Source organism: Bifidobacterium vansinderenii (assembly GCF_002234915.1).
Classification (GTDB): domain Bacteria; phylum Actinomycetota; class Actinomycetes; order Actinomycetales; family Bifidobacteriaceae; genus Galliscardovia; species Galliscardovia vansinderenii.
The window spans coordinates 64,614-83,799 of record NZ_NEWD01000021.1; the positions used below are offsets into that span (position 1 = coordinate 64,614).

General features: G+C 62.2%; 14 protein-coding genes. 10 read left to right on the forward strand and 4 right to left on the reverse strand.

The window, feature by feature from the left end; translation table 11 throughout:
- The first annotated feature begins 274 nt into the window (after window positions 1-274).
- From Tam10B_RS08215 to Tam10B_RS08230, 4 genes are all read left to right on the forward strand, one after another.
- On the forward strand, window positions 275-1,258 hold the full coding sequence (locus Tam10B_RS08215; protein WP_093960767.1) for a sugar kinase: 984 nt from the start codon (window positions 275-277) through the stop codon (window positions 1,256-1,258).
- Between the two features lie 146 nt (window positions 1,259-1,404).
- Window positions 1,405-2,067, forward strand: a complete 663-nt coding sequence (gene eda, locus Tam10B_RS08220) for a bifunctional 4-hydroxy-2-oxoglutarate aldolase/2-dehydro-3-deoxy-phosphogluconate aldolase (protein ID WP_093960768.1) — start codon at window positions 1,405-1,407, stop codon at window positions 2,065-2,067.
- 331 nt (window positions 2,068-2,398) lie between these two features.
- Window positions 2,399-3,946 (forward strand): MFS transporter, encoded by a 1,548-nt coding sequence (locus Tam10B_RS08225; protein WP_233133662.1) that lies wholly within the window; start codon window positions 2,399-2,401, stop codon window positions 3,944-3,946.
- A gap of 145 nt (window positions 3,947-4,091) precedes the next feature.
- Window positions 4,092-4,526 (forward strand): hypothetical protein, encoded by a 435-nt coding sequence (locus Tam10B_RS08230; protein WP_093960769.1) that lies wholly within the window; start codon window positions 4,092-4,094, stop codon window positions 4,524-4,526.
- 569 nt (window positions 4,527-5,095) lie between these two features.
- Here Tam10B_RS08230 and Tam10B_RS12975 read toward each other — a convergent pair.
- Window positions 5,096-5,413: a hypothetical protein gene (locus Tam10B_RS12975; protein ID WP_143248603.1), complete on the reverse strand. Its 318-nt coding sequence runs from the start codon at window positions 5,411-5,413 to the stop codon at window positions 5,096-5,098.
- Between Tam10B_RS12975 and Tam10B_RS08240 the strand changes: the two genes are divergently transcribed.
- From Tam10B_RS08240 to Tam10B_RS08250, 3 genes are all read left to right on the forward strand, one after another.
- The gene (locus Tam10B_RS08240; protein WP_093960771.1) at window positions 5,375-7,870 is read left to right on the forward strand and encodes a glycoside hydrolase family 31 protein; all 2,496 of its coding nucleotides are present in this window, start codon (window positions 5,375-5,377) and stop codon (window positions 7,868-7,870) included. The genes Tam10B_RS12975 and Tam10B_RS08240 overlap by 39 nt on opposite strands.
- 326 nt (window positions 7,871-8,196) lie before the next feature.
- Entirely contained in the window at window positions 8,197-9,471 is a 1,275-nt protein-coding gene (locus tag Tam10B_RS08245) for an MFS transporter (protein ID WP_093960772.1), read from the forward strand.
- A 69-nt stretch (window positions 9,472-9,540) separates the two neighbouring features.
- Window positions 9,541-10,686: an alpha/beta hydrolase gene (locus Tam10B_RS08250; protein WP_093960773.1), complete on the forward strand. Its 1,146-nt coding sequence runs from the start codon at window positions 9,541-9,543 to the stop codon at window positions 10,684-10,686.
- Here Tam10B_RS08250 and Tam10B_RS08255 read toward each other — a convergent pair whose 3' ends face one another.
- On the reverse strand, window positions 10,687-11,811 hold the full coding sequence (locus Tam10B_RS08255) for a LacI family DNA-binding transcriptional regulator (protein ID WP_158214170.1): 1,125 nt from the start codon (window positions 11,809-11,811) through the stop codon (window positions 10,687-10,689). It lies immediately after the preceding gene.
- Window positions 11,812-11,991: 180 nt separating this feature from the next.
- Here Tam10B_RS08255 and Tam10B_RS08260 point away from each other — a divergent pair, with 180 nt between their 5' ends.
- Complete coding sequence (locus tag Tam10B_RS08260) at window positions 11,992-13,446, forward strand: MFS transporter (RefSeq protein ID WP_093960775.1); 1,455 nt, start codon at window positions 11,992-11,994, stop codon at window positions 13,444-13,446.
- Window positions 13,447-13,596: 150 nt separating this feature from the next.
- Window positions 13,597-14,622: a LacI family DNA-binding transcriptional regulator gene (locus Tam10B_RS08265; protein WP_158214171.1), complete on the forward strand. Its 1,026-nt coding sequence runs from the start codon at window positions 13,597-13,599 to the stop codon at window positions 14,620-14,622.
- Between the two features lie 69 nt (window positions 14,623-14,691).
- Here the strand turns inward: Tam10B_RS08265 and Tam10B_RS08270 are convergent, their stop codons facing one another.
- A complete protein-coding gene (locus Tam10B_RS08270) occupies window positions 14,692-15,948 on the reverse strand; it encodes a glycoside hydrolase family 28 protein (RefSeq protein WP_158214172.1) in 1,257 nt (418 codons plus the stop codon).
- Between the two features lie 539 nt (window positions 15,949-16,487).
- Here Tam10B_RS08270 and Tam10B_RS08275 point away from each other — a divergent pair.
- On the forward strand, window positions 16,488-17,963 hold the full coding sequence (locus Tam10B_RS08275; RefSeq protein ID WP_093960778.1) for an MATE family efflux transporter: 1,476 nt from the start codon (window positions 16,488-16,490) through the stop codon (window positions 17,961-17,963).
- 122 nt (window positions 17,964-18,085) lie between these two features.
- Here Tam10B_RS08275 and Tam10B_RS08280 read toward each other — a convergent pair whose 3' ends face one another.
- Complete coding sequence (locus Tam10B_RS08280) at window positions 18,086-19,147, reverse strand: LacI family DNA-binding transcriptional regulator (RefSeq protein ID WP_093960779.1); 1,062 nt, start codon at window positions 19,145-19,147, stop codon at window positions 18,086-18,088.
- Between the last annotated feature and the right edge of the window lie 39 nt (window positions 19,148-19,186).

The window sequence follows — 19,186 nt, forward strand, 5'->3', positions numbered from 1 at the left end:
GGTCGTGCCGGGGAGCGCGGTTCACAAATCGACGATACGGATCGATCGACGATGGAATCTTGCGGAGATGTGCAGGGTATCTGCGTTTTGTGAACCGTAAGCCCTTGAGACAACTCCATGAAATCGCTTTCAAATGTGACATCCCCCACAGGAATGGCAAATGCTGCCAACGTTGCCGGCGTCCGCCAGTGTGCCTCTACTATGATGTGTAGTGGCCGGGTTCAGAGTCCGAACCCCGCCGAAACGACGAATACGTTTGAACAAAGGGATTTCTATGACGTTGGGTGCATCAACCGTGGATATCAAGCCGGGCAAGGTGCTGCTGGTCGGTGAGGCGATGGCGCTGTTCACCGCCGAGCAGGAAGGCGACATGGCCGAGGTCGAGACGTTCGGCGCCTCGGTCGCCGGCGCCGAGCTGAACGTGGCCGTGGGCCTGTCCCGCATGGGCCAGAAGCCGGTGTACATGACCAAGCTGGCCGAGGACCCGTTCGGCGGCCGCATCCTCAACTTCATGAAGCGCAACAGCATCGACACCTCGCTGGTGACGATCGACAACACGCACCCCACCGGATTCATGCTCAAGTCCAAGGTGAGCAAGGGCGACCCGAAGACCGCCTACTTCCGCAAGGGTTCCGCCGCCTCCACTCTGTCTCCCGCCGACGTGGACGCGGTCGACTTCTCCGACATCTCGCTGGTGCACATCACCGGCATCCTGCCCCCGCTGAGCGAGACCACGCTGGCTGCCGCCAAGGAACTGATCGTCAAGGCCCGCGAGCACGGCGCCTACGTGTCGTTCGACCCGAACCTGCGTCCGGCCATCTGGCCGAGCCTCGACCTGATGCGCAAGACGCTCGTCGAGCTCGCCTCCCAGGCCGACCTGATCCTTCCCGGCGTGGGCGAAGGCCGTGAGCTGTTCGGCGCCGACGATCTGGAAAGCACCGCCCAGGCGTTCATCGACAACGGCGCCAAGCTCGTCGTGGTCAAGGACGGCCCCGCCGGCGCGTACGCCACCGACGGCAAGGACTCCACCTACGTGCACGGCTTCGTCGTGGACAAGGTCGTGGACACGGTCGGCTGCGGCGACGGCTTCGCCGCCGGTACGATCTCCGCGCTCATGGACGGCCTGACCGTGGACGAGGCCCTGGAGCGCGGCTGCGCGCTCGGCGCCATCCAGACCCAGTTCGTCTCCGACAACGAGGGCCTGCCCACCCCGGAGGAGCTCAAGGCGTTCAAGGAATCCCACCGTCGCGTGGAGTGACGGATCGGAGTCGTTCGGTCGGACACTTCATCCGTCCGGCCGGGCCGGACACCTTCCCCTCAAGGGAAAGGAAGGTTCGAGGACGGTTTCGCGTGAGAAACGGGAAAAATTCAACCTGTTGGTAACAACTCAAAGGAGTAATCACTATGGCAGATAAGACCAACGAAGAGCAGCTGGCCTACCTTTCCGAGCTGGGCGTGGTGCCGCTGGTCACCCTCCACAGCGTCGAGGAGGCCGTGCCGCTGGCCAAGGCTCTGGAAGAGGGCGGCGTTCCGGTGGCCGAGGTCACCTTCCGCTCCCCGTACGCCATCGAAGGCATGAAGAAGATCCGCGACGAGGTTCCGGGCGTCACCCTGGTGGCCGGCACCGTGCACACCGTGGAGCAGGCCAAGGCCTCCGTCGAGGCCGGCTGCAAGGGTCTGGTCACCCCGGCCTTCACCAAGTCCGTGGTGGACTACGCGTTGGAGAACGACATCCTGATCCTCCCCGGCTGCGCCGTGCCGTCCGATGTGGACGACGCCTACCAGCGCGGTCTGCGCTACGTCAAGTTCTTCCCGGCCGAGGCCTACGGCGGTGTGAAGACCCTCAAGGCCCTCAACGGCCCGTTCGCCGAGATGAAGTTCCTGCCCACCGGCGGCGTGAGCCTGAAGAACGCCGAGGATTACCTCTCCCTGAACAACGTGTTCGCCATCGGCGGCTCCTTCCCGGTGCCGTCCGCCGCGCAGAAGGCCCACGACTGGGATGCCATCGCCCAGGCCTGCAAGGACTCCCGCGCGCTGGTCGAGAAGGTTCGCGGCGCCAAGGCCTGATCCTTCCCCTGTTTTTGAACGCAACGGATGCCCGTTCCGCGTCATGGTTCGCCATGGTCGCGGGGCGGGCATTCGCCGTATGTGGGCAAATCATGGCAACCGGGGGTCATGCGCACGATAAAGTCCGCACAATAGGTGTGGTTCTTTTATCGAACAAAAACGAACGGAATCGATCATGCACTGGCAGTGTGGCCGGGTCCGTTCGGGGGAATCGATGCGTCGCACCTGGCAGTAGGCGCATCGGTTGCATGCACGTATGGCATGAAAAATGGGTTTCATGCCATCGGAGCCGATGCGGTCCACGTGGATCGTGTCGAGGAAGGGAATAACATTGGCCTCCAATAGCGCAAAGTGGCCCTACAAGGCCCACAGCATCACCATCGGTCGTGGTATCGAATACGGTATGCTCGACCTGATGGGCGGCGGCTGGAACAACATCGTCTCCGGCGTCATCTTCGCATACCTTACCTTGGCGCAGGGCTTCAACCCCGCCATCGCCGGTTCCATCGCCGCGGCCGGTCGTATCGTCGACTGCATCTGGAACCTGTTCCTCGGTCTGATCACCGACAACTTCTACAAGACCAAACTCGGCCAGAAGTTCGGTCGCCGCCACTTCTTCATGGCGCTCGGCCTGGTGCTCTTCGCCTGTGTGTTCCCGCTGTTCTGGATCAGCTCCACCAGCTGGGTCTACTACCTCGTGGTCTACGTGGCCATGGAGATCATCATCGCCATGATGATCGTGCCGTGGGAGTGCCTGCCCACCGAGATGACCCGTGACTACAAGCAGCGCACCACGCTCTCCGGCTCCCGCATGGTGATCTCCGCCACCGGCACCGCCCTCGTGTTCCTGATCCTGGCCGCGCTGAAGCAGGCCAACAACCCGAACGCCTACCTGATCGCCGGCATCGCATGGACCGTGCTGTTCGTGATCGCCATCTTCATCTCCACCGCGTTCACCTGGGAGCGTCCGCTCACCGAGGACTTCATCAAGGAGCTCGACTCCCGTCCGAAGCAGTCCGTGGGCGAGGTGCTCAAGGAGTCGCTGCGCGGCTACGCCGACACCTTCAAGAACCAGGCGTTCCGCACGCACCTGGCCGTGTACCTGCTGAGCTTCACCGGTAAGGACTTCTACTCCACCCTGCTGCCGACGTTCATCGCCTGCTGCATCTCCGGCGCCGGCGACTCCTGGCCGTGGACCTTCCAGGCCATGTCCATCCTCGGCATCCCGATGACCATCTACTGCGCCAAGCTGATGATCTCCCACGGCCCGAGGTTCCTGTTCCGCCTGAGCTACATCTCCATCCTGATCGCCATGGTCGCCTACGTGGCCGTGTGGGCCATGGGCATCCACAACCCGTTCTGGATCTTCCTGATCGTGTCGATCATCTACCAGTGCGGTCGTGCAACCCTTGAGTTCACCCCGTGGAACCTGTTCCCGTTCATGCCCGACGTGGACTACATCATGACCCGCGGTGACCGCGCCGGCCTGTACGCCTCCATGATGACCTTCTGCCGCAAGTCCACCGGCGCCATCGCCACGTGGGTTGCCGGCATCCTGCTCGAGTTCACCGGCTACAAGGCCGACACCATGAAGAGCTTCGACACCACGCCGCACAACGTGCAGGTGGGCATCGTGCTCGTGTTCTTCCTCGGCACCTGCATCCTGATCGCCTGGGCCCTGTGGCTGAGCCGCCACATCTACCTGGATCGCCAGACCCACGGCGTGCTCAAGGCCGAGATCGAGCGCCTCGAGGAGGGCGGCGACAAGAAGGACGTGAGCGACGAGGCCCGCAAGGTGGCCGAGGAGCTCACCGGCCACCCGTACGAGAAGCTGTGGCCGGCCCTCGACAAGAACGGCCGTCCGATCGAACAGGTCTGACGCTTGTGAGATACGAGCCGCGAACGGCAACAGTCGTTCGCGGCTCCTTTGTATCGTGCCGCACACTCCGATTTCCCATAACTGAATATCGAATCAACCAATCAGGAAAACCAACCAATCCCAACCAATCGAAAGAGGCAATGCAATGGCGCAGATCATTCTGTACAACGAGAAGATCGACAAGATGGTGTTCATCCAGGCCGAGATCAACGACGGCAAGGTGACGTTCAGCGGGCTCGACCAGGCCGGTCAGCTCGACTTCGCCACGCCCGCCGACCAGATCGAGCCGACCCTGGCCGCGCTGACCGATTCCAGTACCTTCGTGCTCAACGAGGGTCTTGACGGCAAGTTCAAGTCCATGACCTACGGCGAGTGGGAGGCCCTGCGCTGCGCCCAGGCCAACGCCGGCATCAAGGCTAAGGTGGACGAGCTGACCGTCTCCGACGAGGCCAAGGCCGAGATCAAGGGCTTCTTCGACTCCTTCACCGATTCGATGACCGTCAAGTACATCCAGGGCAAGCGCTCCTGGGGTCAGATCTACGACGAGCTCTTCGCCGACTTCTCCAAGCTCGCCAAGTAGCGAGCGGGGCCTCGTCCCCGTATCTTCTGTCCATAAGTGCCCTGTGGTGGGATCCTCCCGGTCCCGTCACCGGGCACTTTTACTTTGCTCCCAAAGACTTTGTGCTCCCTCCCAGGGAGGGAGCTGGCCGGCGAAGCCGGTCTGAGGGAGGGCTCCTGACGCTTCCCGGCGCATTCTTTACCGCATCCTGCAAAGAGTGCGCTGGAATTATTGCCAAATCGCGTCAAATGATGGCAAACCGTTGCCAAGATCCCCGATCATCGGGGAAGATAATGGTATCCGGCAATGCAGCAAGCGGTCTGTGCCGACCGTGAGCCGTCTCTCGTAGCCTAATCACCTTCGACTGTGCCGGTCAGAATATCCTTCGTCCGGGCATTCTCCACTCGAATGATCGACGTTCGACAACAACTAGACTTCGCGGTTTTGATCGGTTCCGCGAATGTGTGTGCCATAAACCCGTCCGGCTTTTCCTTCCGCTGGACGGGTTTTTCATATGCGGCGTTGGGCATGAGCCGTCTTCGATTTTGGAAAACGGTGGAAAATATGGGGGATGGGTGGCGCTATAGTGACTATGAAACTGTTGGCAACACTTGATTTTGCGAATCGGCGTACAAAGTTGTGATCCGCTTCACAAAAAACAGCTTCAAAAAATGGAAAACGGCGGAAAATAAAGTCCGGCAAAACCGGTGCCGTCGCAGACTGGAACCATCACGTGGCCATGCCCGACGCGACAACGACATCGCACAGGCGGCCCAGCCACGCAACCAACAACCGCGAACGACGACGAAACGACGACGCACCGCCATCGCGCGCAGCAAACTGCCAAGCAGCCAAGCAAAGGAGCCGTAGTGAAAATCAGCACCCTGCTCACCGGTCTGGAGAACCATGGCGATCACCTCGACGTGACCACCAACGGCGCCAAGTTCCAGGTGTATCTGATCGACGAGAACATCATCCGCATCCGCAGCACGTTCAAGGACGAGTTCCCCGAGGAGCTCAACTACGCGCTCGTCAAGACCGCGTGGGCCGACGCCTCCGACGAGCTCATGGCCGGCGAGCGCACTCGCGTGGAGCCCATCGCCATCGAGCTGACCGAGCCCGAGCCGGGTGTGCACGCCGCGTCCACCGGCAAGTACACGCTGCGCATCCACACCGACCCGTTCGCGTTCGAGATCGTGGACGAGGACGGCAACGTGCTGCACTCCGATCTGCCCGGCCGCTCCTTCATGGAGGACAGTCTCGGCCGTCCCACCCACTACGTGAAGATGGGCGACCATAACTACTTCTACGGCTTCGGCGAGAAGAGCGGCGAGCTCAACAAGATCCGCCGCCGCATGCGCATGCACAACACCGATTCGCTCGGCTGGGACGCCTCCAAGTCCGACCCGCTGTACAAGATGATCCCGTTCTACATCAACTTCGATTCCGAACGGAAGCTCACCCACGGCCTGTTCTACAACAACTCCGCCGACTCCGTGTTCGACATGGACTGCGAGCACTCCAACTACTGGCTGCGCTACAGCTACTTCCAGGCCGAGGCCGGCGACATCGACCTGTACTTCATCGGCGGCCCGACCATCAAGGACGTGGTGGAGCACTACACCGACCTGACCGGCAAGACCGCGATGATGCCGCTGAGCTCCCTCGGCTACATGGGATCCACCATGTTCTACACCGAGCTCGACAAGGACTGCGACAAGGCCATCGAGGACTTCGTCGACACGTGCGCCAAGTACGGCATCCCCGTCGACGGCTTCTTCCTGTCGTCCGGCTACACGTCGGGCGAGGATGGCAAACGCTACGTGTACAACTGGAACTATGACCGCTTCCCGAGCCCGTCCGGCTTCGTCGAGGCGCTCGAGGAGAAGGGCGTGCAGGTGTCGCCGAACATCAAGCCCGGCATGCTCAACACGCATTACCTGACCGACGAGTTCGAGCAGGCGCGCGCCTACGTGCGCACCGCCGACGACTCCGCCTCGCAGGTGGATCGTTACTGGGGTGGCCCGGCGCACTTCGTTGACTTCACCAGCCCGGCCGGCCGTGCCAAGTGGAGTGAGCACATGACCAAGCAGCTGCTCGACAACGGCATCCGCTGGATCTGGAACGACAACAACGAGTACGAGATCGCCGACAACGACGCCATCACCGAGGCCGAGGGACTCAAGCGTCCGATCGGCGAGATGAAGCCGCTTATGAGCACGCTTATGGCCAAGACCGCGCACACTGCGATCGAGGCGTTCGACGCCGACGTGCGCCCGTACGTGACCAACCGCGCCGGCTACGCGGGCATCCAGCGCTACGCGCAGACCTGGTGCGGCGACAACGGCACCACGTGGACCAACCTCAAGTACAACGTGCCGACCATCCTCGGCATGGGCCTGTCCGGCGTGGCCAACCAGGGCGCCGACATCGGCGGTTTCGACGGCCACGCGCCCGAGCCGGAGCTGTTCGTGCGCTGGGTGCAGAACGGCGTGTTCCAGCCGCGCTTCTCCATCCACTCGTGCAACACCGACAACACGGTGACCGAACCGTGGATGTACCCCGAGTACACGCACTACATCGCCGACGCGATCCGTCTGCGCTACCAGCTGGCGCCGTACTACTACTCGCTGCTGCACGAGGCGTCCGTCACCGGCGCGCCGATCATGCGTCCGCTTGTCTACGAGTTCCAGGACGATCCGAACACGTGGAACGAGAGCTTCGAGTTCATGATCGGTTCCTCGCTGCTCGTGGCCAACGTGCTTGATAAGGGCGCCGAATCCATCGACGTGTACCTGCCGGCCGGCACCGACTGGTATGACTTCGAGAGCCGTCAGTGGCTCGCCGGCGGTCAGACGATCACCGTGCCGGTCACGCTCGCCAGCATTCCGATGTTCCTGCGCGCCGGTTCGATCGTGCCGCAGTGCCCCGGTTTGACCAACTTGCACAACCAGACGATCGACCACCTGACCCTGCTGGTCGAGCCGGGTGAGAAGACCGAGTTCGGCCTGTACGAGGACGACGGCGTGACCCGCGCGTACGAGCACGGCGACTACCTGAACACCGCGGTCACCGTGACCCCGTCCGCCGATGGCGTGGACATCGACTTCGCCCGCGAGGGTGCATTCGAGACCCGCGTGAAGACCATGGAGCTCGAAGTGCTGTGCCGCCGCATCGCCCCGCTGAGTGCCGAAGTGGCCGGCCGCACGATCCCGCGCTTCCTCAACTACGACAAGTTCCTCGCCGCCGACGAGGGATGGTTCTTCGACGGCCAGACCCGCAAGGCGCTGGTCCGCTACGCCAACCCGAGCGGCGACTACCGCGCCAGCCTGGTCTTCAAGGCCAAGGATCTGGTCTCGATCTGAGCGGATCGGATGGAGGGATCGTGGTCCTCGCCGGAGTGGACCCCGATCCCTCTGCGGGGATTGTGATTCCTGTCGGAATGGGATCCCTCCCTCTGCCACGACGCTCGTCGTGACATCTCCCTCCCCTGGAGGGAGAACGAAGGTGATGGGCGTTGTGCTCCCTCCAAGGGAGGGAGCTGGCGCGCGCAGCGCGACTGAGGGAGGGCTCATCCCCGCGAACTTCACCCGCACGCTCATCAGAATATGTGACCCGGTCGGGCGGCAGAACCGCCAAGAACGCCGCCCGACCGGGCCGGAAAATGCAGTCATACATTTAGGAGAGAGTAATGACTACGCAAACTACCGTAGGAGTCCAGCAGGACTCGAAGGCCGCCGAGCCCAAGTTCAACCTCGTGCGTTGGATGGCCGGCTACCTGGCCTTCTGGATCATCATGTCCATCGGCTTCGCCATGGTCAGCCAGGTGCTGTTGCCGCAGCGCATCAAGGATCTCGGCGCCGAGAACCCGACCGCCGTGCTCGGCACCATGACCGCCGTCGGCTCGATCGTCGCCCTCGTGGCGAACATCATCGTCGGCGCGCTGTCCGATCTGACCAAGTCGAAGTTCGGCAAGCGTACCCCGTGGCTGTTCTGGGGCGCCTGGTTCTCGCTCGGCTTCTACTTCCTCATGGGCAACATCGGCATCATCGCCGGCCTGACGCTCGTGCTGTGGCTGAGCAAGATCGGCTTCAACATGATGAACTCGCCGATCTACTCCACCGTGTCCGACCGCGTGCCCGAACAGTACCGCGGCACCATCTCGTCCGCCATCGGCTTCGGCAACACGCTGGGCCTGGCCATCGGCGCGTTCGTCGGCTCCTACTTCGTCAACTCCGTGCGCTTCGGCTTCACCATCGCCGCAATCTGCATGTTCGTGTCCGCCATGCTGTTCCTGCTCATCATCCCGCGTGAGCCGGGCAACAAGAACGAGAAGACCGAACTCAAGGAAGGCAGCGTCTGGAAGCACGTCGTCTACTCCTTCACCCCGCCGGTCAAGGGCGCATCCGACTTCTGGAAGGCGTTCTGCTGCCGTACCTTCCTGCTGCTGGCCATCCAGATGCTCGCCGGCTACTGGCTGTACATCTGCCAGGACTACATCGGCCTCGAGAAGAACGCCGCCGCTAAGGTCGTCTCCATGATCGCCATCTTCCAGATGATCGCCTCGATCGTGGCCATGATCGTCGGCCCGCTGTCCGACCGCATCCACCGCCGCAAGCCCATGGTCGTGCTCTCCGCCTGCCTCGCCATGATCGGCTTCGCCGCGCCGATCATCATGCCGAACATCACCGGCATCTACTGCGCCGCCGTGTTCGTGGCGCTCGGCCAGGGCATCTTCATGTCGATCGACCAGGCGCTGAACGTGGACGTGCTGCCCAGCAAGGAGAACGCCGGCAAGGACCTCGGCTTCATCAACGCGGCCACCACCGCCGGCCAGTCCGCGGGCATGGCGCTCACCTCCGCCATCGTGACCGCCACCGGCACCTACGACTACATCTTCCCGATCGCCATCGCGATGAGCGTGCTCTCGATCATCTCGGTGCTCCTCATCAAGAAGGTCCGCTAGTCAACACCATGCACATGGCTTCCCTCCCAACGAGGGAAGCCATCATTGTTTTTCGGGAAAGGAACGATCATGAACCAGCAGAATCCAAACGCACAGCAGGATCCGAACGTGCAGTCTCCGCGAATCTCGCAGACCCCGCAGACGCGTCTGCAATCCCAGACCATCACGCTCAACGAGGACCGCAACGTCACGCTGTCCGCATACCTGCAGGGCGTGGGCGGCCAGTTCCACATCGACCGCAGGCCCGCCGTGATCGTCATCCCCGGCGGCGGCTACCAGTACTGCGCCGAACCCGAGGCCGAGCCCGTCGCCCTCGCCTTCATGCGCGCCGGCTACCACGCGTTCGTGCTGCGCTACTCGGTCGCCGAACACGCCGGCTGGCCCAACCAGCTCGACGACTACGAGCAGGCCATGTCACTCATCCGCGCGCACGCCGACGACTGGGGCATCATCCCCGACCGCATCGCCGTATGCGGCTTCTCCGCCGGCGGCCACCTCGCCGGCTGCGCGGCCACCATGTCCAGCCCGGCAACCCGCCCCAACGCCGCCATCCTCGGCTACCCGGCGCTGCTCGCATCCTCCATCCGCGGCTGCGATCCCGCCGCACCCGACGTGGTCGACGCCGTCGACGTCACCACCTGCCCCTGCTTCGTGTTCGGCACGCGCGACGACGCGCTCATCTCCGTCACCAACCTCGTATGCATGATCGAAGCGCTCGCCGACAACGGCATCTCGTTCGAATCGCACATCTACGCGTTCGGCCCGCACGGATTCGGCTCCGCATCGCCGAGCGTGACCGACGTGAGCAAACTGTCCGGCCGCGCCCGCCGCTGGCTCGACGACGCGATCGACTGGCTGAGCGAGATCTTCGGCACGCTCACGCTAAACGGCATGACCGAGCCGCGCTGCCTGCCGCACGTGAGCGCCGACTACGAACCGACGTTCTCGCTCGACTGCACGTTCGGCTATCTGCGACAGAACGAGCAGGTGGCCGGCGTGATGAAGCCGTTCCTCGACTGGTTCGACGAGCATTACCTCGACGTGGCCGCCAGCATCGGCCCGGCCATGCTGCACATGGCCACCACGCAGGGCAAGCCCGGCTTCTACGCGCTCGGCGACGCCCGCACCATGCACGAGATCCTCGCCAACACCCCGTTCGACAGCGGGTACGCGGCCGATCTCGCCGCCGCGCTCGCCGCCATCGACAAACAGTGACTACATCATCGACGACGCCGGCGCCGCAGCGATCGAATCACGTTTCACGAATTCGGACTGCATGCGGATCGGCGTCAGATCACCGTCCGACACGTGCAGCAGCCGGTCGATGATGCGATTCGCGGCCGCCGCGCCCAACTCGCGCCGCGGCACGCGAATGCTCGACATCTTCGGCGTGCAGATCTCGCATTTCGGGGTGTCGTCGATGCCGACGAGCGACACCTGCCACGGCACGCGCAGTCGATGCGCCTCCAGAAACAGCATGAACGCATACGCCACGTCGTCGTTGAACGCGATCGCCGCCGTGGTCGGCCGTGCCAGATATGCGGCGAACGCATCCGCCGACCGTTCTCCCACCGGGTACGCGCACGGCGTGCGGCGGAACCTCAGCCCTTCGCGCTTGCACGCGGTGAGGATCGCGTTCGCGCGCAGCCCGTTCTGCCATGAACTGTCTGGACCGGGCAGGTACGTGACCTGCTGATGGCCGAGCCGCTTGAGCTCGCGCACCGCGTCGGCGATGCTGTCCCCGTCGTCCGCGTACACCGACTGCACACCGCCCACGATGCGGTTGATCACGGCCAGCGGCCGCACCTGCGCCACCTTGCGGATCGTGGCGTCCGACAGTCGCGACGCGCTCAGAATGATGCCGTCCACGTGCGGGATGCTGCGCTTGATGATCGCCAGCTCGCTCGCCTTGTCCTCCTCCGTGTCGCACACCATGAGCCCGAAATTGCGTTCCGCACACTCGCGCTGGATGCTGCGCGCGAACTGCGCCGACACCGGATTCTCCAAGTCGGTCACCACCAGCGCGAGCAGTCCACGCAGATGCTCCTCCTCGCGCGGGATAATCGACTCGCTGCGGTATCCCAGCTGTTTCGCCGCGTCGAGCACGCGTCCCAGCGTCTTTACATTTACACGCGACGGCTGCCGAAACGCGCGCGACACCGTGGTGGGGGAGACCCCGGCCGCCGCCGCTACGTCCCATATCGTCGCCGGTGCCGCCTCCTGAGCTCCGTTCGCATTCGCGTCGTTGCCGTTCATACCGTCGTTGCCGTCGTTCGCGTCATCGTTCACACGGCTTTTCATCGCGTCGTCGTTCATCACGCCATCGTGTTCGCTACCCATACCCGCCATCGTAACCAATGGCAGTGGAAAACGACTGTAAATCCCCGATGCGTATGGCAACAGCCGCCAACAATGGAATCAGATCGCATCCGGTGCGCCCGGCATCCCCGCAATGAGGAGGGATGCATCTCGTGGGTGTGCTTTCGATGAGGAAACCGGAACATCAGGAAGGAACAAGTCATGGCAGCAACACCATCGACCTCGCCGAAGACGGCATCGGCGTCGGCGCCGGCGGAAGCCGAACTCAAGGTCACCATCGACAACAAGCGCCCGTTCGGCCTGCGCGACAAGATCGGCTACGCGCTCGGCGACGCCGGCAACAACTTCTCGTTCAACATGGTCAACACGTTCCTCATGATCTTCTACACGAACGTGTTCGGTCTGCCCGGCGCGGCAGTCGGCGGCCTGTTCTTCGCCGCCCGATTCATCGACGCCATCGCCGACGTGACCATCGGACGCCTCGCCGACAACAGTCCGCTCACCGCGGCGGGACGTTTCCGTCCGTGGATCTTCCGCATGAAGTATCCGCTGCTTATCGCCGTGATCCTGTTGTTCGTACCGGCCGTGCGTTTCCTGCCATACACCGGCCGATTGGTCTACGTGTTCATTACGTACCTCGCGTTCGGCATCCTGTACTCGTCGGTGAACATCCCTTACGGCTCCATGGCGTCGGTGATCAGCAACGAACCGAAGCACAAGACGTCGCTGTCCACGTGGCGCAGCATCGGTGCGGCCGTCGGCTCCGCCATCGTGAGCTACTGCCTGCCGATCTTCATGTACGTGGGCGACTCCACCACCATCGACCCGAATCGCTTCTTCATCGTCGCCTCGATCTGCGCATGCCTCGGCTTCCTGTGCTACGTGGGTCTGTACTACATGAGCACCGAGCGCGTGCGAACCGAGAAGAGCAAGCCGATCCCGCTGGGCAAGATGCTCGTCGACATGTTCAAGAACAAGGCGTTGGTCGTGCTCGTCGTCATCGACATCGTGGTGGTGATCAACCAGAACCTGTCCGGCACCACGCTCTCGTACCTGTTCAACGACTACTTCCAGAACAAGACCGCGCTGTCGATCGCACTGATCATGAACTACGTGACCGTGCTCGTGCTGGCTCCGTTCGCGTCGATCCTCGTCGACAAGTTCGGCCGCAAGGCCACCTGCGTGGCCACGCTCGCCTGGGGTGCCGTCGTGTACGGTGCAGGTCTGATCATCCACACCACCAATCCGATCGTGTGCATCGTGATCCTGTTCCTCGGCTCGCTTGGCGCCGGCATGTTCAACCTCATGGTCTGGGCGTTCATCACCGACGTAATCGACAATCAGGAGGTGCTGTTCGGCGCTCGCGAAGACGGCATCGTGTATGGCATGAACTCGTTCGCCCGCAAGATGGCGCAGGCCATCGCCGGTGGCTTCGGCGGCGTGATGCTCACCGTGATCGGCTACCAGTCGTCCACCACGGGCGGTGCGCAGCAGACCGCTGAGGTGGTCGATCGCATCTACTACCTCACGTTCGGCATCCCGACCGCGTGCTGTGCGATCGCCGCGCTGATCATGTTCTTCTTCTATCCGCTGAGCAAGAAGAAGGTCAACGAGAACGCGCGCATCCTTCGTGAGCGTGCGGCGGCGGGCGAGTAGAGCGATGGTCTGAAGACCAGTTTTGCATGATCCTTGCCGGACCGTCGATGGGAATTCTCTCTCCTTCCCATCGACGGCCCGGCTTCGTCATGCCCGTGTCTATGTTTTTGGTCTGTTCCGTTACGTTTGATTATGCGTACGATGGAAATCATGAGCAACGATGATCACAGTGCGGCCACGATCTGGGATGTGGCGCAGGCGGCCGGCGTATCGATCGCCACGGTGTCGCGTGCGTTCCGACAGCCGAACCGGGTGAACGCGCGCACTCTGGAGCGGGTTCGTCAGGCAGCGGATCGGCTCGGCTATCACACGGATCTGGTCGAGCCGGTGAGGACGGACGACGAACGTCTGCGCGGATTGATTTCGTTGGTGGTGTCGGACCTGGAAAATCCCGCGGCCGCCCAGCTGGCCAGAGCCGTGCAGAAGCAGTGCGAATCGAAGAACTTCGGACTGTTGATCGCGGATTCGGAAGGCGATGTCACGCGTGAACTGGCGATCGTCCACCGCAGTCTGGCGCATGTGGACGGCGTGATCCTGGGATCGTCGCGGCTGTCGGATGCCGCCATCCGCAAGGCCGCACAGATCAAGCCGCTGATTTCGCAGAACCGTCAGGTGGGCGGGGTGAAATCCATCGTGGTGGATGAGGGGCCGGCACTCGCCGAGGCCGTGGACGCGCTGTACCGGTTGGGGCATCGGAGCCTCACCTATCTGAGTGGACCGGATCGGTCGTGGCAGAACGGTCTGCGGCGTAATGCCGTCATGCGCGCATGCGAGTCGTGCGGTATGGCGTTTCAGCGTATACGTGTGGTGGATCCTGTGGAACGTCATCGAAAGGAAAGCTTCTCGCAGTTCATGGAACGACCGACCGGCGCGGTGATCGCATTCAACGACGCCGTGGCCATGGAGTTCATTCTGTTCCTGATCGATAATGGCATTCGGGTACCGCGCGATGTGTCCGTTGTGGGTGTGGATGATGTGCCGATGAGTCGCCTGTTCACGCCGAGTCTGACGACCATCGGCATTCCTCGGCGTGAGACAGGACGATTGGCTGCGACTACGCTGATTGGGCAGATCCTGCACACCGAGGTGATCGACGCCGCGCCCATTTCCGTCGGGGCCACGTTCGTGCCGCGCAACAGCATCGGCCCGGCTCCCGATCACGACGGAACGCGGTGATCGGGAACCGGGCCAGATGGATCCCGGCGGTGTCGTGCCGGCCGGGGTGCTCTGCGCGTTATCTGTGCACTATGCCTGTGGTTCGGATGTGATGGAAACGTCGTCCGTGACGATCTGCGTCGTGGACACTCCACTGGTCATTATGCCGGAACAAGGGCATGTGATCTTCTCGTCGCCATGCTTCCACGGGCGCACGTCGAACTCCTGCTCGCCGTCGAATGCGCGAGTCACCCGCAGATTCACATCGTGCATCACGATATTGTTGATGATCCCCGGCTCTTCTACGCAGGCGAACACACCGGCGCCCACCGTGCCGCGAATCCGCTCGAACCGGACGTTCTCGATCACCTGACCGGAGAGGTCGGTGTTGGCATCCCGCGGCAGCAGCGTCAGGTAGATCGCCTCGCCGGACCCCCACCATTCCTTGCTAAACCCCTTGGTCGTGATGCTGATGTCTCGGAACACGATGTTGCGCGCGCTGCCGGGGTCGCGCAGCTGGAAGGCCAGACCGCGGTTGGTGTCGCGGATAGTCAGGTTCTCGAATACGCAGTTCTCGAAATCGCCGAAGCTGCTCGATCCGAATTTCACCGCCGACGATTGAGACTCGATGATGCAGTCTCGGGCCGTCAGATTCGTGCAGTTGCCGTATCGGGCGGTCTCCTCCGTGCACTTGGGGCAGATGCCGTCGTCCCCGGTGATGATCTCGCAGCGTTCGATCAGGGTGTTGTCGCAACGATCGATATCGAAACCGTCGGTGTTCGGCATGCGCATCTCGTTGTGGATCTTCACATCGCGGGCGATGGTGTTGGCGCAGCCGACCAGATGGATCGTCCAGAACGGAGCGTTCTGCACGGTCACGCCGGTGATGGTGGTGTTGCGGCAGTTCTCGAAGTACAGGGTCATGGGGCGGGGATACGCGTAGAACTTGAGATGCGGCTCATCGCCCTGATCGGGGAGAATGAACACCTCGTAGTTGCCGTCGATCGCGCCCTCGCCGGTGACCGAGGCGCCAACGCAGTCGATTGCATGGATGAACGCGCAGATCGGGGTCTCGTTGTGTAGCAGTTCGAAGCTTCCCGGTCGATGTGTGTAGCTGGCTTCGTTGCCGCTGCCCTTGAGTGTCACCCCGGCGCCGATATGCAGATCGACGCGGGAGTGCAGATTCAGGCCGTCGCACAGATACGTGCCTGGACGATCGAGCAGCACCCGGCCGCCGCCGGCCTCCGAACAGGCATCAATGGCATGCTGTACAAGGCTTGCAAATTCGGCAGGACTCATGCCGTCGTGATAGTCGTCGAATACACGGATGATGGTGTTGTTGCGCATGAGGGTTCCTTTCGTCATCGTAGGAAACGCGCTATGGCGGATGCGCCGTTCCGGAGCGGATGCCGATCCGGTCGGTCTTTCTTTGTCTCCCATTCTCCGGGGCGTACCGGTGGTTCGTACCGGATTTACACTCCTTTTCCCCTCCTCTGATTCCCCTCTTAATTCTCGCCGGGGTTGGGATCGGTCGTTGACCATCATGCTCTGGGGCGGTCATGCCGAGTTTTGTGGTTTTTCATGTGCTTCCAAGGAATGATTCCGCCGAAAAACCGCGGTTATTCAACTCAAAAGAGGGGAGAGCGGCGGGAGAAAACCACAAAACTCGGCAATCCGCATGAGAACAAGTTCGAACCGGGCTCACTCACGCCGCAAAAATGGAAAATCACGGAAAATGACGACTTCGGCAGTGGAACGTGCGACAAGATACTGTATATAACGATGTACGATCGTCTTAAACTTGACCCGGACGGCGGGAGCGTCCGAGGAAAAAGAGCGACATACGGGCGATCGGGCACTCAATGAGGAGACGCAAGGGGAGCATCATGTCCAAGCCAGCCAAGCCGTTAAATGCATCATCCGTCCCCGAGCTCACTGATTCAGAGTCGACCGAGCCCATCGAGCCCGCTCAGTCCGCAGGCCCCGACCGCTCCGACAAGCACGACGACTCCACCACCGATCTCACTGTCGGCAGCCCGCTGCTGCGCATTCTCATCTTCTCCATCCCGCTCGTACTCGGCACGCTGTTCCAGCAGATGTACAGTTTCGCCGACGCGGTGATCGTCGGTCGACTCATCGGCGACGATGCCTTAGGCGCGGTCGGCGTCACCTACCCGCTCAACTTCCTCATCCTCGGATTCGTGCAGGGCGCATGCATCGGCTTCTCCATCCCCGCCGCGCAAAGCTTCGGCGCCAAGGACGAGCGCGACTTCCGTCGCTTCATGTGGAACGGCGCCTGGCTCGGCGTGATCCTCTCGGTCGTGTTCACCGCCGCCATGGTCCTGCTCGCCCGACCCATGCTCGAACTCATCGGTACCCCCGCCGAACTGCTCGACATGGCCGTCGAATACATCGTCGTCATCTTCCTCGGCATCCCCACGGCCATCCTCTACAACCACTCCGCCGCCCTGCTGCGCGCAGTGGGCGACTCCAAGCATCCGTTCTACTTCCTGCTCGTCGCATGCGTGGTCAACATCGTGCTCAACTACACGTTCATCGGAGTGATCGGCATGGGCGTGATCGGCTCCGCGCTCGCCACCGTGATCGGTCAGACCCTGTCGGCCGTGCTCAACTGCTGGTGGGCGTTCGCCAAGATCGACATCTTCCAGGTGCATCGTGACGAGATGGGATGGTCCGGCCATCACATCGGACGCCTCTGCTACGTGGGCCTGCCGATGGGATTCGAATACTCGGTGTCAGCGATCGGCGCCGTGGTGATGCAGGACGCGATCAACTCGCTCGGCGCCGCCATGGTGACCGCGCAGACCGCCGGCGAGCGCATCCGTCAGATGTTTACGCTGCCGATGGAAAGCGTCGGCATGGCGATGGCCACGTACGCCGGACAGAACTACGGCGCTCGCCGACTCGACCGCATCAAGCTCGGTCTGCGTGACGGTGTGATCATCCAGGGCGTGTACTGCGTGATCGTGTGGGTGGTGATCTTCCTGTTCAAGGCGCCGATGTGCCGGTTCGTGCTCGGCGACACCAGCGCGGCCGTGTTCGACGGCGCGGTGGAGTACCTGTTCATCATGAGCTGCTTCTTCATCATCCATGGTTCGCTGATGATTTTCCGCAACACGTTGCAGGGCATGGGCTACAGCACGCATGCGATCGTCTCCGGCGTGGGCGAGCTGATCGGCCGTTCGCTCGGCGGCTGGATCACGATCATCGGCGGCGGATACCTGGCCGTCTGCTACTCGAACCCGCTGGCCTGGGGACTGGCGCTGCTCTACTGCATGGTGATGGTCACGGTGATCATCCGCCGCAAGCACCGTGACCCCGAATTCGCCGCCATTGCGTAGTTTCCGGGCATAGCCAGTTCACGCTATGAAACCCCCTCAAAATCGTGAACTGGGACTCGGCGCAAAAACCGCATGATGCCAATGATCCACACCCGATTTCCAGTTCACGCTCTGATCCCCCTTCAAACTCGTGAACTGGAATCGGCTGAATTTGCCATTCCGATGCTTGCCTGGGGTAGGAATGATGTGGCGCACCGTCGCTGCAGTGGAGTCTCATTCGGGTCGGCCGTGTGCAGAATCCTGTCGATGCACATGGTGGTGCCGATTTCCAGCATCTCCCGCCGAGGAATGATGATGCTCGACAATGGAGGCTCGAACATCTGCGCCAGTCGCGTGCCATCAATGCCGAGCACCGACACCTGCTCCGGAATGCTCACGTCGTGCTGCTTGAGAAACGCCATGAATCCCAATGCCATTACATCGTTGTAGGCGATTACCGCCGTGGTGGGATGATCAAGAAATCCTTGAAAATCATGCCATCCGCCGCGGTAGGTGGGCGCCTCGCACTGCATGCGTCGTACTTTGAGTCCGTATCGTACGCAGAGCCTGGCGATGATCTGCCATCGCTGCCCCTCCTGCCATGAGAGCTTCGGGCCGCCGAGATAGGTGATTTGTCGGTGCCGAAGCGTGACGAGCCGGCTGATCGCCTCCGTCAGACTTTCGGTCAGGTCGGGTGTCACGCAGGGCAGGCCGCCGACGAACCGGTTCACCACACTGATCGGTTTGATCTGTGCTGCCTTGCGTAGCACGGTGTCGGACAGTCTCGGGGAGATCATCACTACGCCGTCGGTGAGTTGCGTCGCATTGCTGAGCAGCCGTCGCTCCTGATCCGTATCTTCCTCGCTGTCGCTGACGGTGACGGAGAATCCACGTCGAATGCCGGTGGATTGCAGGGTATGAATGGCGGTGGAAAACGCCGGATTGTTGATATCCGGCACAATGGCCGTGATCATGCCATGCAGTTTTTCCTCGGTGAACGCGTCTACCTTGTCTGAACGATATCCCAGTTCCTGGGCCACGAGTCGTACGCGTTGCGCGGTCTTGTAGTTGACTCGGCCGGGTCGTGACAGTGCACGTGACACGGTTGCGGGGGAGACACCGGCCGCGGATGCGACCTCTTCAAGCGTGACCTTCTTCCGGCCGGTGCGTTCCATGCCGTTGTCACCGTCATTGCGCTTGCTCATAGGTGTCAATTGTATTGAGGAATCGTTGTGTCATCACGC